The 13,283-nt window shown below is 44.2% G+C and carries 15 protein-coding genes; 7 read left to right on the forward strand and 8 right to left on the reverse strand.

Annotation, left to right across the window (positions count from 1 at the left end; genetic code table 11):
• Nucleotides 1–46 precede the first annotated feature (46 nt).
• From DP923_RS03915 to DP923_RS03925, 3 genes are read left to right on the forward strand one after another with little or no spacing between them, the layout of a single operon-like run.
• Entirely contained in the window at nucleotides 47–427 is a 381-nt protein-coding gene (locus DP923_RS03915) for a phage holin family protein (RefSeq protein WP_112304478.1), read from the forward strand.
• Entirely contained in the window at nucleotides 424–990 is a 567-nt protein-coding gene (locus DP923_RS03920) for a hypothetical protein (protein ID WP_112304479.1), read from the forward strand. The genes DP923_RS03915 and DP923_RS03920 overlap by 4 nt, the downstream gene beginning before the upstream one ends.
• Complete coding sequence (locus DP923_RS03925; RefSeq protein WP_112304480.1) at nucleotides 980–1,741, forward strand: geranylgeranylglyceryl/heptaprenylglyceryl phosphate synthase; 762 nt, start codon at nucleotides 980–982, stop codon at nucleotides 1,739–1,741. Before DP923_RS03920 ends, DP923_RS03925 begins: the two co-directional genes overlap by 11 nt.
• On the opposite strand, the gene DP923_RS03930 is transcribed toward DP923_RS03925, so the two are convergent.
• The 7 genes from DP923_RS03930 to panC form a co-directional block, all read right to left on the reverse strand.
• Nucleotides 1,724–2,650, reverse strand: coding sequence for an AraC family transcriptional regulator (locus DP923_RS03930; RefSeq protein WP_112304481.1), 927 nt, complete (start codon nucleotides 2,648–2,650; stop codon nucleotides 1,724–1,726). The two genes, DP923_RS03925 and DP923_RS03930, sit on opposite strands and share 18 nt — an antisense overlap.
• A gap of 159 nt (nucleotides 2,651–2,809) precedes the next feature.
• Entirely contained in the window at nucleotides 2,810–3,949 is a 1,140-nt protein-coding gene (locus tag DP923_RS03935) for an acyl-CoA dehydrogenase (protein ID WP_112304482.1), read from the reverse strand.
• Nucleotides 3,950–4,166: 217 nt separating this feature from the next.
• On the reverse strand, nucleotides 4,167–4,847 hold the full coding sequence (locus tag DP923_RS03940; protein WP_112304483.1) for a zinc metallopeptidase: 681 nt from the start codon (nucleotides 4,845–4,847) through the stop codon (nucleotides 4,167–4,169).
• A 15-nt stretch (nucleotides 4,848–4,862) separates the two neighbouring features.
• Entirely contained in the window at nucleotides 4,863–5,354 is a 492-nt protein-coding gene (rfaE2, locus tag DP923_RS03945; protein ID WP_112304484.1) for a D-glycero-beta-D-manno-heptose 1-phosphate adenylyltransferase, read from the reverse strand.
• Nucleotides 5,338–6,384, reverse strand: coding sequence for a lysylphosphatidylglycerol synthase transmembrane domain-containing protein (locus DP923_RS03950; RefSeq protein WP_112304485.1), 1,047 nt, complete (start codon nucleotides 6,382–6,384; stop codon nucleotides 5,338–5,340). The genes rfaE2 and DP923_RS03950 overlap by 17 nt, the downstream gene beginning before the upstream one ends.
• Nucleotides 6,385–6,391: 7 nt before the next feature.
• Complete coding sequence (gene panD / locus DP923_RS03955; RefSeq protein ID WP_112304486.1) at nucleotides 6,392–6,739, reverse strand: aspartate 1-decarboxylase; 348 nt, start codon at nucleotides 6,737–6,739, stop codon at nucleotides 6,392–6,394.
• A 102-nt stretch (nucleotides 6,740–6,841) separates the two neighbouring features.
• On the reverse strand, nucleotides 6,842–7,687 hold the full coding sequence (panC, locus tag DP923_RS03960) for a pantoate--beta-alanine ligase (protein WP_112304487.1): 846 nt from the start codon (nucleotides 7,685–7,687) through the stop codon (nucleotides 6,842–6,844).
• Nucleotides 7,688–7,822: 135 nt separating this feature from the next.
• Here panC and DP923_RS03965 point away from each other — a divergent pair, with 135 nt between their 5' ends.
• From DP923_RS03965 to glmS, 3 genes are all read left to right on the forward strand, one after another.
• Nucleotides 7,823–8,635 carry a glycogen/starch synthase gene (locus tag DP923_RS03965; RefSeq protein WP_112304488.1) on the forward strand — a complete coding sequence of 271 codons (813 nt, stop codon included), beginning with the start codon at nucleotides 7,823–7,825 and terminating at the stop codon, nucleotides 8,633–8,635.
• Complete coding sequence (locus DP923_RS03970; protein ID WP_112304489.1) at nucleotides 8,619–9,995, forward strand: DUF4270 family protein; 1,377 nt, start codon at nucleotides 8,619–8,621, stop codon at nucleotides 9,993–9,995. Before DP923_RS03965 ends, DP923_RS03970 begins: the two co-directional genes overlap by 17 nt.
• 82 nt (nucleotides 9,996–10,077) lie before the next feature.
• Complete coding sequence (gene glmS, locus DP923_RS03975; protein WP_112304490.1) at nucleotides 10,078–11,913, forward strand: glutamine--fructose-6-phosphate transaminase (isomerizing); 1,836 nt, start codon at nucleotides 10,078–10,080, stop codon at nucleotides 11,911–11,913.
• A 263-nt stretch (nucleotides 11,914–12,176) separates the two neighbouring features.
• On the opposite strand, the gene DP923_RS03980 is transcribed toward glmS, so the two are convergent.
• A complete protein-coding gene (locus DP923_RS03980) occupies nucleotides 12,177–12,848 on the reverse strand; it encodes a 3-hydroxyacyl-CoA dehydrogenase family protein (RefSeq protein WP_112304491.1) in 672 nt (223 codons plus the stop codon).
• Between the two features lie 48 nt (nucleotides 12,849–12,896).
• Here DP923_RS03980 and DP923_RS03985 point away from each other — a divergent pair, with 48 nt between their 5' ends.
• Nucleotides 12,897–13,277, forward strand: coding sequence for a RidA family protein (locus DP923_RS03985; protein WP_112304492.1), 381 nt, complete (start codon nucleotides 12,897–12,899; stop codon nucleotides 13,275–13,277).
• Nucleotides 13,278–13,283: the final 6 nt, after the last annotated feature.

Here is a 13,283-nt window from a genome sequence, read left to right on the forward strand (position 1 = left end):
CAATACTTCGTATACTGGTAAAGCACCAAAAAAGCTTACTAAAACTATGGCATTACAAGACAACGGCTCTAAAGAAAAAAGCACCAATCTAATCGAAAACTTAATGGGGTACATAGATACCCGCATTGATATTATCAGGCTCGAAATTCAGGAAAAGCTGAAGAGCTCTTTTGTAAGCTTGCTACACGCCGTTTTACTTGGGTTTGCAGCCTTTATGTCTCTTATTTTTCTGAGCATCTTCTTAGGCCTGCTTCTTAACCATTTACTCGATAGTTCGTTCTGGGGCTTTGGCATAATAGCCCTCGTTTACATTATCCTGTTAGTTGTATTGCTGGTTGGTTTAGATAAAAAAGTATTTAACAATGTAGCTGATAAGGCTTTCGATAACACACTTTATAAAACAGATAAACGAGAAAAATCAATATGAGCGAGTTAAGCAACCCTTTATTCGATAACCAGCGGGAGTTTTTAGAGCGCCAGAAAGAAGAGTATAAAAATGCCTTGATGGGAGATGTGGAACAGATAAAATCCCAGGGGCAGGAAGTAGGCAAAAAAGTAGCCGTAGCCGGTGGCATCCTGTTAGCTGGTTACCTGATACGCCGCATGTTCGGTGGCAAAAAAAAAGGTAAGGCCGTAAAGGAAAATACTTCCCATACAACTTATGATGCGCCAGTTACTGCAGATGTTAACGCTTACGACTCTTTTGTGCACGAGCAGGAAGACGAATATACTTTAGCATCCGAACGCCAACATCCGATCAAAAAAAAGAAAAAAAGTGCAAAGCAATCTAAAGGCTTTCTGAAATCTGATGCAGCCAAATTCATCAAACAACAAGCTGTGTCTATTCTGTTGGTGTATCTTGCAAAAAAGGCGGAAGAATTGATCAACAGTAACTCCGAAAATAACGATATTGCGGCTTCTCCTGCGCCTGTAGTGGTTACAGAACCAGAGACAACCACGCTTATCGTTCCGGACCCGAATGCCCTTTAAAGATTTCTATAAACAGCAACACGTTTCAGGCAGGAAGTATTTTGCCTTGCTCCTCGACCCGGATAACCTGACAGAGGAGTCCTGCCTGAACCTGCTTACCCTGAGCAAAGCACATCCTATCGATTTCTTTTTTGTTGGCGGCAGCCTCATCACCACCGATAACCAACAGCACATTATCCGGCTTCTGAAAGCAAACGCTGACACCCCGGTCATACTTTTCCCGAGCAACAGCCTGCACATCGATAAGCAAGCTGACGGCATACTTTTACTTTCGCTTATTTCCGGGCGTAACCCCGAGTTCCTGATTGGCCAGCATATACTGGCAGCGCCCATACTTAAAGCAAGCCAACTGGCCGTTTACCCCACCGGCTACATGCTGGTAGATTGCGGCAACCAGACCACTGCCTCTTACATGAGCGGCACCACCCCGTTACCTTACAATAAACCTGAAATTGCTGCCTGTACAGCCATGGCCGGTGAGTTGCTGGGGCTGCGGTATATATATCTGGATGGCGGTAGCGGAGCAGACAAGCCCGTTAGCCCCGAGATGGTTGCAGCTGTGCGTAAATCTGTTGAAGTACCTGTTATTGTGGGCGGCGGAATAAATACAGTAGGCAAGGCCAGAACTATACTTGATGCCGGCGCCGATGTGCTGGTAATAGGGAACCACATAGAAAAAAACCCCGGCTTTCTGGCCGAGGTTTCTGATCTTATAGCTTCGTATAATGTAAGCTTAGGAGTTAACCGCTGATTCGCGACGACGCATTTTGCCGGCTGGTATACCGAACATCATCTTAAAGCGACGGCAGAAGTATGCTGTATCTTTGTAGCCTACATCTTTACCTATCTCACGGATACTCTTCTTAGTAGTACGCAGCAGGAATACGGCACGCTCCATACGCTGGTATTCGATATAATCCTGTGGGTTTATACCTGTCAGCATTTTGAAATACTGGCCTACGTAATCTTCTGATACGTTTGCTACATTCGAAAGCACCTTGTTTGACAGATCGCCACCCAGGTGTTCTTTAATATAGTTGAACAGATCAATGAGGCGTGGATCTTTAAAGTAAGTACTGTTTGTAGCCAACTGCTCCACAAACATTCTGTTACGAAGTATGTGGCGAACAATTTCTACTACAATGTTCTCCGTATAGATATTGATCAGGCGCTCTTTGCCTGGCAGGTCCTGCATGCTTTCCTCTACTACCTTAATTACAAGGTTAGCCAACTTGTTGTTGTTCGAGATCAGGAATGCCGGAAGATCAAGTGATGCAAAGAAGTTAACTGAATCGAAAACTTTTGCTTCAAAGCTCACATAACTGTGGCTCTGCTCGTCATCACCTATCAGGTCAAGATCGTTGTTACTCTTAAAGAACTTATCTCTGTTTGTGATTAAGTCATCATTTGTAATGGTTCTGCCTTCTCCGGCAGGGCCATACGTTATGATTGTGCTACGGCCACCGGGTACGAAAAGCAACTCCCCTTCTTCAACTTCGTGCTCTTCTTCTCCAAAGAAAATGCTGCCTTTGTGCAGCAAAATCAAATTATTGCCTACATCATAGTAATTACGAACCTTAAAAGGCTGCTGCAATACCAGGTTTTTAGACTTGATAAAGCGCACCCCAAGCGATTCAATAATTTTATTGTAATCTTCCATGTGTGATACCAACTAACTTTTATACTATTAACCCTTCAATTTTGGTTTAAAGCTAAGATTAATCTTTGTAAAATTCAAATTATTTTAAAAAATTAATTTTAATTCAAGAAAGACTATTCTTAGCCCAAACCACACAGGAACAAGGTTTTAAGCGGTTTTTTACTTAAGCAATTCTCTCGAAATTACTATTTTTTGTATCTCTGAAGTACCTTCATAGATTTGTGTAATTTTGGCATCGCGCATTAAACGCTCCACATGGTATTCTTTCACGAAACCGTAACCGCCATGTACCTGCACTGCCTCTACCGTTGTTTCCATTGCTACTTTAGATGCAAATAACTTTGCCATTGCCCCTGACTTACCGTAATCCTGGTGCGTATCCTTGTCGTGGGCAGCCTGCAAACAAAGCAGACGTGCCGCCTCGATGTTAGTCGCCATATCAGCCAGTTTAAACTGGATAGCCTGGTGCTTTGCAATCTCCACTCCGAAAGCTTTACGCTCTTTGGCATACTTCACAGCCAGCTCGTAAGCACCTGATGCAATACCTAATGCCTGGGAGGCAATACCAATACGGCCACCTGCCAGCGTAGACATCGCAAACTTAAACCCGAAGCCATCTTCACCAATACGGTTCTCTTTAGGTACTTTTACGTCAGTAAACATTAAAGAGTGCGTATCAGAGCCTCTAATTCCCAGTTTGTTCTCTTTCGGGCCTATTACAAAGCCTTCAGCGCCACGCTCTACAATAAGTGCGTTTATACCTCTGTGGCCTTTTGCAACGTCTGTCTGTGCGATTACAATGTATACAGATGCGGTGCTACCATTCGTGATCCAGTTTTTGGTGCCGTTCAGTAAATAGTAGTCGCCTTTGTCTTCGGCAGTGGTGCGCTGCGAAGTTGCATCAGAACCTGCTTCCGGCTCTGATAAGCAGAATGCACCGATGATTTCGCCGGTAGCCAATCTGGTCAGGTATTTTTGTTTTTGCTCTTCTGTGCCGTACTGCTCAATTCCCCAGCAAACAAGCGAGTTGTTTACAGACATTACTACAGAAGCAGAAGCATCTACTTTAGAGATTTCTTCCATGGCCAGTACATAGGAAACAGCATCCATGCCGCCACCATTATACTTTGGATCTACCATCATGCCCATAAATCCAAGCTCTCCCATCTTCTTGATTTGCTCGGCCGGGAATTTCTGGTGCTCGTCGCGCTCTATTACGCCTGGCAGGAGTTCGTTTTGTGCAAACTCACGGGCGGCAGCCTGTACGGCCAAATGCTCCTCTGTTAATTGAAAGTTCATACTTTTTTTGGTATAGGTATGGTTGATCGATATATTTCCAGTGCAAAATTATAAAATTCACTTGCATTTATTCAACACGGCTTTCTAATAATTATTATGTGTGCCGAATATTTTAATTATTACTAAGGTATACTTTGTTAAAACAAAAGCGCCACCTGCTTTTGCAAACAAGTGGCGCCACATAATGTTACTTATTATCAGAATAAAATACCATTACTTAATCGCGGCGGCCCATTAGGAGCGACACATAGTAAAGTAAGGTTGCCAGAGAACCAAGTGCTGCTACCACATATGTTAAAGCAGCCCATTTAAGTGCATCTTTCGACATGGTAAGTTCCTGAGAAGTTACAATACCACGTGAACTGATCCAGGCCAAGGCGCGCTTACTGGCGTCAAACTCTACAGGCAGTGTTACAAAACTGAATATGGTAGTGAGTGCAAATAATACAACCCCTATTGTTAAGGGCAGCGGTGTGGTCTGCAGCATCAAAATACCAATAATAAGAATCCACTGCATGTAACGTGAGGCTATACTTAGCGCAGGCACCATTGCCGACCTGAACTTGAGGAAGCTATAAGCTCTGGCATGCTGCACCGCGTGGCCACATTCGTGGGCCGCTACGGCCGCTGCTGCTGCGCTGCGTGCTTCGTATACATACTCGCTCAGGTTAACCGTTTTATCAGCCGGGTTGTAATGGTCGGTTAGCTTACCGGCTACAGAGATAACACGTACGTCTGTAATACCATTATCAGCCAGCATCATTTCTGCAATCTCTTTGCCACTTAAGCCAGAGCTTAACGGAACCTGCGAATACTGCTTAAACTTACTTTTTAAACGCCAGCTCACGAGCCAGCTAATCAACATAAATAAAATACCTATTATATATATACCAGCCATGGTTATCTTTAATCTTTAAGTTAACTTAATGTTATTCTCTATCTTTTTTACAATGTTGGTAGTAGAATACCCTTTTACAAGTGGCACCGTTTTAACTTCGCCACCTTTAGCAGTAACAATATCCTGCCCTACAATGTTCTCTACGGAATAATCATCTCCTTTTACTAAAATATCGGGTTGAACAGCCTTTATTAACTCTAACGGTGTGTCTTCGTTAAATAGTACTATGGCATCCACAAACAAAAGCGATGCCATAACCCGGGCCCGTGACATTTCGTCCTGAAGCGGGCGGCTTGGCCCTTTTATACGACTAATAGACGCATCTGTATTAAGTCCAAGTATAAGTTTATCGCCAAGTTGTCGGGCTTTCTCCAGATAATCTACATGCCCGAGGTGCAGGATATCGAAGCAGCCATTGGTAAACACAATTTTACAACCTTGCCCGCGCCATACGTTAAGTTGTTGCTCCAAGGCAGGAAGTGCAAATATTTTATCGTTTGAGTTCATGTGCAGATGCGTGGTTTTGGTAATTTAAGGCAGCGCTATTTTTCTTTTGCTGCAACATACTGATCATAAAGCTAAATACGCCCATTATTACAACGAGCAATGTTTGCGAAGTATGAGCCAGCAAAGCATATGCCATTGCTTCCTCTTTAGGTACGCCATATAAAAGCAACGTAGCCTGTACTACCAAATGGTATACGCCAATACCACCCTGCACGGGCGCCGCCATACCCAGGCTACCTGCCACCAACACCGATAAACCGGCTCCCAAAGGCAAACTCTGTGTAGCAGGCAAGGCGTAAAACACCACCTGGCTCATGCCGTAGTACATTGCCCACACAAATACGGTATGTGCCCAGAAACTAAACTTATTTTCTATTTTGGAGATACTGAAGATGCCTTGCAACATACCCTGCACAAAGCCGACTACCTTTTTGTAGAACCTGTTACTGCGCAGCCTGTTCAGGAATACAACAATAAGTATAACGCCAACAATCAGGAGTGCAAACAGAACAGCGCCAAGGTAATAGAAGGAGTTCAGGCTTTGGGAAATGCTGCTGTACTTATCAGAAAAGAGTCCGAAAAAGAAGTCGCGGATGCGGTTGAACTCTACCAGGAAGGTAAGGCCCGTGATCAGCAACAGCATCACCATATCAATAAACCGCTCAGCTATCACAGTTCCGAAACCTGTATTTACCGGCAGGTTATCGGTTTTTTTGAGTATGCTGCACCTTACCACTTCGCCCATACGCGGCAACACCAGATTGGCTACATAACCTACCATCATGGCATTATATGTATTAAGCAGCGATGGTGTGATGCCGGTTGGCTTTATCTGCATCTGCCAGCGATAAGCCCGGCTTACATAGGCCGCAATACCCAAAACCAGGGATAAAATAACCCAGCCATACTTTGCGCTTTGCAGCTCTGCCCACAATTTCTCGAAATCCAGCTCTTTTAAGGCGTACCACATCAAAAAGGCAGATGCGCCCAGCAACAAGCTATACTTCAGAACCGTGAGCAGGTTTTTCATGCACAGGTTAGATCAGGCGGTTGTGTTGATCCGGGAAGATAACAGTAGGAACGTGTGCTTTTGCGTCTTCGAACTTAATGCTGCAGTAAGAAATCACAATAACGATATCGCCTACCTGCACTTTGCGGGCAGCCGGCCCATTTAAGCAGATAGTGCCGGTACCGCGTTCGCCTTTAATAATATAAGTCTCGAAACGCTCGCCGTTGTTGATATTTACAATGGTTACTTTTTCGTTTTCCACCATATTAGCGGCATCCATCAGATCTTCGTCTATCGTGATGCTGCCTACATAATGTAGTTCGGCCTGTGTTACTTTACAACGGTGAATTTTAGATTTTAAAACCTCAATATACATGGTGCGGGGCTGTAATAAAGCGCAAAGTTAGAAAATAGGAAGGTAAATAACTATCAGAAGCTATGCCTGCCTTTGTTACTGAGCGAAAACAAATTACAGGCTTTATAGATTCACAAGCAAGTTATCGATCAGGCGCACCTCCCCTACAAAAGCTGCTACACAAATAGCTACTTCCTGCTGCGGATTTATACTTTGCAGCGGTTGCAGGGTAAGCACATCTACTATTTCGAAATACTCCACTTCTATTTCATTTATAGCATTTAGGTAAGCTATTGCTTCTTGCTTTATACTTTCTACTGAAGTATGGCTTAGCTGCGAGGCGGCCTGTTGCAAGGCTTTGTATAGATGTATTGCCTGTTGCCGCTGCTCAGGCGTGAGTCGTTTGTTTCTCGATGACATAGCCAACCCGTCTGGTTCGCGTACCGTCGGGAAACAAACCAGTTCCAGGTCAAAACTCAGGCCCTGCACCAACTGCCGCAAGATGGCTACCTGCTGCAGATCTTTCTGGCCAAAATAAGCACGATGCGGCTGCACCAGATGGAAAAGCTTGCTCACTACAGTAGCTACGCCATTAAAATGCCCTGGCCGCTTCTCTCCTTCCATCACGCCCTCTAAGGCGCCAAAACCAAATTGCAACAGCGATGGCTGCGGATACATCTCCGCTGCCGTTGGTGCAAAAAGATAGGTACAGTTTATACTTTCCAGCAAGTCGCTGTCCTGCTCCAGGGTACGCGGGTAAAGGGTATAATCGTCTGGGTTATTAAACTGTGTGGGGTTTACAAAAATACTGCAAACGGTTACATCGTTCTCCCGGCCGGATGCACGCAGAAGCTGCAGATGCCCTTCGTGCAACGCGCCCATGGTGGGCACAAACCCGATCGTTTTGCCGCTACAGCGCAGTTCCTGTACTTTTCGGAGCATTTCCCGGGCCTGCGTAATTACTTCCATACTTTCATTGTTTTGATTTACTCTTAATAAAGGCGTGCGAATGCAAGTTATAACGCATAAAATTGAAAATTAGAATAAAAAATGCTAATTTTGCACGTCCCATTACTGTTGCTTATACATTTTTAATTCCTTATCATGTCTAAATTGCGAATTCTGTACGCTGCCACCGAGATAAATCCTTTCTTACAAACCACTAAAGTAGCTGAGTTTCTGAACACGTTACCACAGGGTATGCAGGAGCGTGGAATGGAAATCCGAATTTTTGTTCCGCGATTTGGTATTATTAATGAGCGTAAAAACCGTTTGCATGAAGTAGTTCGCCTTTCTGGTATTAACATTGCCGTTGGCGAAGACGAAAAACCACTGGTCATTAAGGTAGCTTCTATCCCAAATGCCAAGCTCCAGGTATATTTTATCGATAACGAAGACTATTTCCACAGAAAATCCGTTTTCGTTGACAAGAATAATAAATTTCACGCGGATAACGATGAACGTGCTATCTTTTTCTGCAAAGGCGTGCTGGAAACAGTTAAAAAATTAGGCTGGGCTCCGGACATTGTGCATTGCAACGACTGGATGACAGGCCTGATCCCGATGTATCTGAAAACGACATACAAGAAGGATCCGATCTTTAAAGATGCCAAGTCGATGTTCACGGTTTATAATAACAACTATAAGCATAAATTTGATGGCGACCTGGCTGAGAAAGTAAAGATGCTGGATATTGATGATAGTATGCTGGCGCCTTTACAGTCTGCGGATACCGATGCCTTTATAAAGATTGGTATGGAGTACGCTGACTCGGTGATCAAGACGAATGAAGATTTCAGTGAAAATATCAATGCGCTTTTCAGTGAGTTTATGCAGAAAAAGAACATCAATACTGTAACTCCTGACGATACCCTTTTAGATTCATACTATAACTTATATAATGAGCTCAGCAACTAGAAGACTTCTTCCTTTCTTCTTATCTATCTTCGCACTTGCCTCCTGCGAAGACCCAACTGAAATTGGTATCGAACTGCAGGATGAAAACCTGATAGGCACCACCTATACGGAGTATGAAGTTAAAACGGGAACGGTTCTTTTATCAGATTCAATTCCTGCCTTAAGATCAGTACCGGCACTTTTAGGTAAATTTAACGATCCTGTTTTAGGAAGCAGCGCCGCTACTACCTTTACAGAAGTTGGCCTGAATGCAGCAACTGCCCTTAAATTTGGCGATAACCCGGTTGCTACTTCTTTGGAGCTCACACTGGATTACAGCAACATTTACGGGGACAAGAGTAAGCCGCTTACGATCAATTTATACCAGTTGAAAGAAGGCTTCGATGAAAAAACATCCTACTTTAAAAACAGCAGCCTTCCTTATGAAAAACTGTTGGGTAGCGCAACTATCATCCCTGAGCTTGTAAAGAAAAAAGGTACTGTTAATGACTCTACCATCGCCAAAACTTTTGTAAAGATCCAGCTGAGCCAGGAGTTTACGCAGTCCCTGATCAGCAAATCCGGAACCGGCGACCTTGCCTCGCAACAGGCGTTTAACACATTCCTGAAAGGGTTAGCGATTGTACCTGCAAATGATGCAGCCAGTATGCTGGCACTTAAGCTAACTGCCGACAGCACGAAAATGGTATTGCGCTACATGGATGGCACAACGCCCAAGAAACATACTTTCCTGTTAGGCTCGCAGCGTTATTTTTCTAACATAACCACAAACCGCACAGGTACGGCTGTAGCAGCATTAACTAATAACCGTGATTTTGTTTCTTCTGAAAGCACCGGCGATTTAAGTTATGTGCAAACCAACACCCAGCTATTATCCAAACTGAACTTTCCGGAGCTGGAAAAGCTTAAGGAGAAATTAGGCGATATTATTATTAACAGAGCTGAACTTATACTTCCGGTTCAGAACGGTTCTGATGCTACGTTTACGCCGGTACCGCAATTTGTACTGTATCAGACCAACAATACTAACAGAATTATCAGAAATGCTGCCGGAACAGCTCTTACTGTACAACAAGATGTTGCATATGCATTAAATGGTACAACTTCGCCTGCCACTTTACAGTATAACAGCGAGAAAAAGCAGTATTCCTTAAACATGACCTCGTATATACAGGCTATCTTATTGGGTACCAAACCGAATATGGGCTTGTTATTAGCACCGGCCCGTGTGCAGCAAGAGCAAGGCGGCGGCCTCTCTATCAGCCCAGAACCGTTGCCCTACAGAACTATTCTGAGTAACCCTGCAACCGGCACTACGAAAGCAAAACTGCTGATCTATTATTCGAAAATCGAGAAATAAGAAATTCTAATTAACTATAAATTATTACACGATAGGTGCCTTAACGGGTGCCTATTCTGTTTTACCTGCTAAAACAAACATTATGTGTGGAATTGTTGCATACGTTGGGCATAGAGAGGCTTGCCCGGTTATTCTGAAAGGCCTGAAGCGCCTGGAGTACAGAGGTTATGATAGTGCCGGTATCGCTTTAATGAATAGCGACCTGACTGTATACAAAAAAAAGGGAAAAGTTGCTGATCTGGAAGCGCATTTAGCCGGCCAGGATATAAGCGGAAACATTGGGATGGGCCATACCCGTTGGGCTACCCACGGCGAACCAAACGATGTGAACGCGCACCCCCATTTCTCTACTTCCCGTAACATTGCCATTATTCATAATGGTATTATCGAGAACTATGCAGCCCTTAAAACGCTTCTGGAAGAGAAAGGCCATACTTTCCAGTCCGAGACAGACTCTGAAGTTTTCATTAACCTGATCGAAGATATCCGCATCAATAACAAGTGCTCGCTGGAAGAAGCGGTACGCCTTGCCCTGCACGAAGTAGTAGGAGCTTATGCGATCGTGGTTCTATCGAAAGATGCGCCAAATCAGCTTGTCGCTGCCCGTAAAGGTAGCCCGTTGGTAGTAGGTATCGGCGAAGGAGAGTTTTTCCTGGCGTCTGATGCAACGCCTATCATCGAGTACACAAAAGATGTTGTTTACCTGAACGATTACGAACTGGCAGTTATCAAAGATGGCCAGCTGGATATCCGCACGAAGGAAGACATTAAGCAAACGCCTTATGTGCAGCATCTTGAGATGGAACTTGAGTCTATCGAAAAAGGTGGTTTTGAGCACTTCATGTTAAAAGAAATATACGAGCAGCCACGCTCTATTTTAGATAACATGCGCGGACGTATGGTAGCCGAGAAAGACCATTTAATGATGGGCGGTATCCGTGAGTTCGAAAACAAATTCGTAAATGCAGACCGTATTATCATTGTTGCCTGCGGTACATCATGGCACGCCGGCCTGGTAGCCGAATACCTGATCGAGGACCTGGCCCGTATCCCGGTTGAAGTAGAATATGCATCTGAGTTCCGTTACAGAAACCCGATCGTAAACGAGCGTGATATTGTGATCGCGATCTCTCAATCAGGTGAAACCGCTGATACACTGGCTGCACTGGAACTGGCAAAATCGAAAGGTGCTACTATTTTTGGTATCTGTAACGTGGTAGGTTCATCTATCGCGCGTGCCACCGATGCTGGCGCTTATACCCACGCTGGCCCTGAAATTGGTGTAGCCAGTACAAAAGCGTTTACAGCTCAGGTTACAGTGCTTACCCTTATTGCCATGATCATTGGTAGCAAGCGCGGTACGCTGGAGAACAGCAAGCTTCGCCAGTTAATGGTGGAAATGGAGAACATTCCTGCTAAAGTAGAAGAATGCCTGAAGCTGGATGCCCAGATTCAGCAAATTGCAGCAGTGTTTAAAGATGTAACTAACTTCCTGTACTTAGGCCGTGGTTATAATTTCCCGGTTGCATTGGAAGGTGCACTTAAACTGAAAGAGATCTCTTATATACACGCAGAAGGTTACCCGGCGGCAGAAATGAAGCACGGCCCTATTGCCCTGATTGATGCGCAGATGCCAGTTGTGGTAATTGCCACAAAAGACAGCTCTTACGAGAAAGTAGTTTCTAACATACAGGAAGTGCGCGCCCGTAAAGGACAGGTTATTGCCATTGTTACGCAAGGCGACCAGGTTATCCCATCTATGGCAGATTACGTGATCGAAATTCCGGAGACAAGCGAGCAACTGGTTCCTTTGTTATCGGTTATTCCGTTGCAGTTACTGTCTTACCACATTGCGGTATTGCGCGGTTGCAATGTAGACCAGCCACGTAACCTTGCAAAATCAGTAACAGTAGAGTAAGTACTATACTTTATAAACTAAAAAGAGGAAGCTTAACGGCTTCCTCTTTTTAGTTTATAAAGTATAGTATACCTGGAGGCTGTTTAGCGTTTTAAACAACTAAATTACAGGGGCTTTTGCTGCGTATTTTTACTAGTAAGCTGCTGTCGGTGAAAGTGTAGTTGTCGGTGAAAACACCAACAACGGCAGGTTCAGGTACTATAATTGAAAACGCTAAACGGCTTCTTGGTTTATACGTTGAATTTATACTTCAGAAGCAGAATTTATACTTCAAATGTTTCGCCTTTTAAGTACTTGGTTTTGAGCAACGGGCAGATCTTATAGCGCTCCTCACGGGTATCTTTGTAAACGGCATTCAGCAGTTTATAAACATTTTGTATTCCGATCTGGTTTGCCCACTCAAACGGCCCTTTCGGGTAGTTGGTGCCGAGTTTCATTCCTAAGTCGATGTCGGCTATACTGGCGGTGCCTTCCTGCAACGTGTAACAGGCTTCGTTAATGATCATGCAGATAACGCGTGGCGTCACCATTCCTACACGGTCTTCGACTACCTGGTAATCCGTATTCAAGGCTTTGCATACTTCGGCCATCTTATCCGCATCCTGTGCATCATACATACTTACCTCAAGTATAGTCCTGTTGAAGAACGTAGGCAGCCCATTAAACCCAAACAAAGTACAGGCAGGTTTCTGATTTAAAGTATAAACCAGACTTGCCAGTTGTACAAACGGTGCATTGCAAAACACTACATGGTCAGCTTTGTAAGTTAAAAGGCGTTCGGGTTGCTGATGCAGTAAAAAGTCAAATATAACATCGGCTGTAGCAGCAATTTCCTCATCCGGAACGGACGTATAGGTGATACGATGAATGCCCTCGGAAATTTTCTGACCGAATTCTTCTGCCATTTCCGTACCCGACAAAACAAGTATGTTCATATAATTATGTAATTTGGCCTTAAAGATACAAATTTAAAAGAACCAACTATGGCACATACCATTATCAACTCTCAAAATGCGCCGGCTCCTATCGGGCCTTACAGCCAGGCAACCATGGCAAACGGTACCCTGTATGTTTCGGGCCAGATTCCGTTGCACCCACAAACCGGTGAACTGGTAAGCAGCAGCATCGAAGACGAAACACACCAGGTCATGAAAAACCTGGAAGCTATACTTACCGAAGCGGGCATGGATTTCAGCAACGTATTGAAGTGCAGCATTTTTGTAAAGGATATGAACAACTTCGGCCGCATCAACGAAATTTATGGCAGCTATTTTACCAGCAACCCGCCTGCCCGCGAAACCGTGGAAGTTAGCCGTTTGCCAAAAGATGTGAACGTAGAGATTTCCTGCATCGCTTTTAAATAGGCTTTC

Origin of the sequence: Pontibacter arcticus (assembly GCF_003284895.1) — a bacterium.
GTDB classification, from domain to species: Bacteria; Bacteroidota; Bacteroidia; order Cytophagales; family Hymenobacteraceae; genus Pontibacter; species Pontibacter arcticus.

What these genes read in the sequence shown, in the direction of transcription:
- DP923_RS03915 (WP_112304478.1), top strand. Translation starts at nt 47, where the DNA reads ATGGCATTACAAGACAACGGCTCTAAAGAAAAAAGCACCAATCTAATC.
- DP923_RS03920 (WP_112304479.1), top strand. Translation starts at nt 424, where the DNA reads ATGAGCGAGTTAAGCAACCCTTTATTCGATAACCAGCGGGAGTTTTTA.
- DP923_RS03925 (WP_112304480.1), top strand. Translation starts at nt 980, where the DNA reads ATGCCCTTTAAAGATTTCTATAAACAGCAACACGTTTCAGGCAGGAAG.
- DP923_RS03930 (WP_112304481.1), bottom strand. Translation starts at nt 2,650, where the DNA reads ATGGAAGATTACAATAAAATTATTGAATCGCTTGGGGTGCGCTTTATC.
- DP923_RS03935 (WP_112304482.1), bottom strand. Translation starts at nt 3,949, where the DNA reads ATGAACTTTCAATTAACAGAGGAGCATTTGGCCGTACAGGCTGCCGCC.
- DP923_RS03940 (WP_112304483.1), bottom strand. Translation starts at nt 4,847, where the DNA reads ATGGCTGGTATATATATAATAGGTATTTTATTTATGTTGATTAGCTGG.
- rfaE2 (WP_112304484.1), bottom strand. Translation starts at nt 5,354, where the DNA reads ATGAACTCAAACGATAAAATATTTGCACTTCCTGCCTTGGAGCAACAA.
- DP923_RS03950 (WP_112304485.1), bottom strand. Translation starts at nt 6,384, where the DNA reads ATGAAAAACCTGCTCACGGTTCTGAAGTATAGCTTGTTGCTGGGCGCA.
- panD (WP_112304486.1), bottom strand. Translation starts at nt 6,739, where the DNA reads ATGTATATTGAGGTTTTAAAATCTAAAATTCACCGTTGTAAAGTAACA.
- panC (WP_112304487.1), bottom strand. Translation starts at nt 7,687, where the DNA reads ATGGAAGTAATTACGCAGGCCCGGGAAATGCTCCGAAAAGTACAGGAA.
- DP923_RS03965 (WP_112304488.1), top strand. Translation starts at nt 7,823, where the DNA reads ATGTCTAAATTGCGAATTCTGTACGCTGCCACCGAGATAAATCCTTTC.
- DP923_RS03970 (WP_112304489.1), top strand. Translation starts at nt 8,619, where the DNA reads ATGAGCTCAGCAACTAGAAGACTTCTTCCTTTCTTCTTATCTATCTTC.
- glmS (WP_112304490.1), top strand. Translation starts at nt 10,078, where the DNA reads ATGTGTGGAATTGTTGCATACGTTGGGCATAGAGAGGCTTGCCCGGTT.
- DP923_RS03980 (WP_112304491.1), bottom strand. Translation starts at nt 12,848, where the DNA reads ATGAACATACTTGTTTTGTCGGGTACGGAAATGGCAGAAGAATTCGGT.
- DP923_RS03985 (WP_112304492.1), top strand. Translation starts at nt 12,897, where the DNA reads ATGGCACATACCATTATCAACTCTCAAAATGCGCCGGCTCCTATCGGG.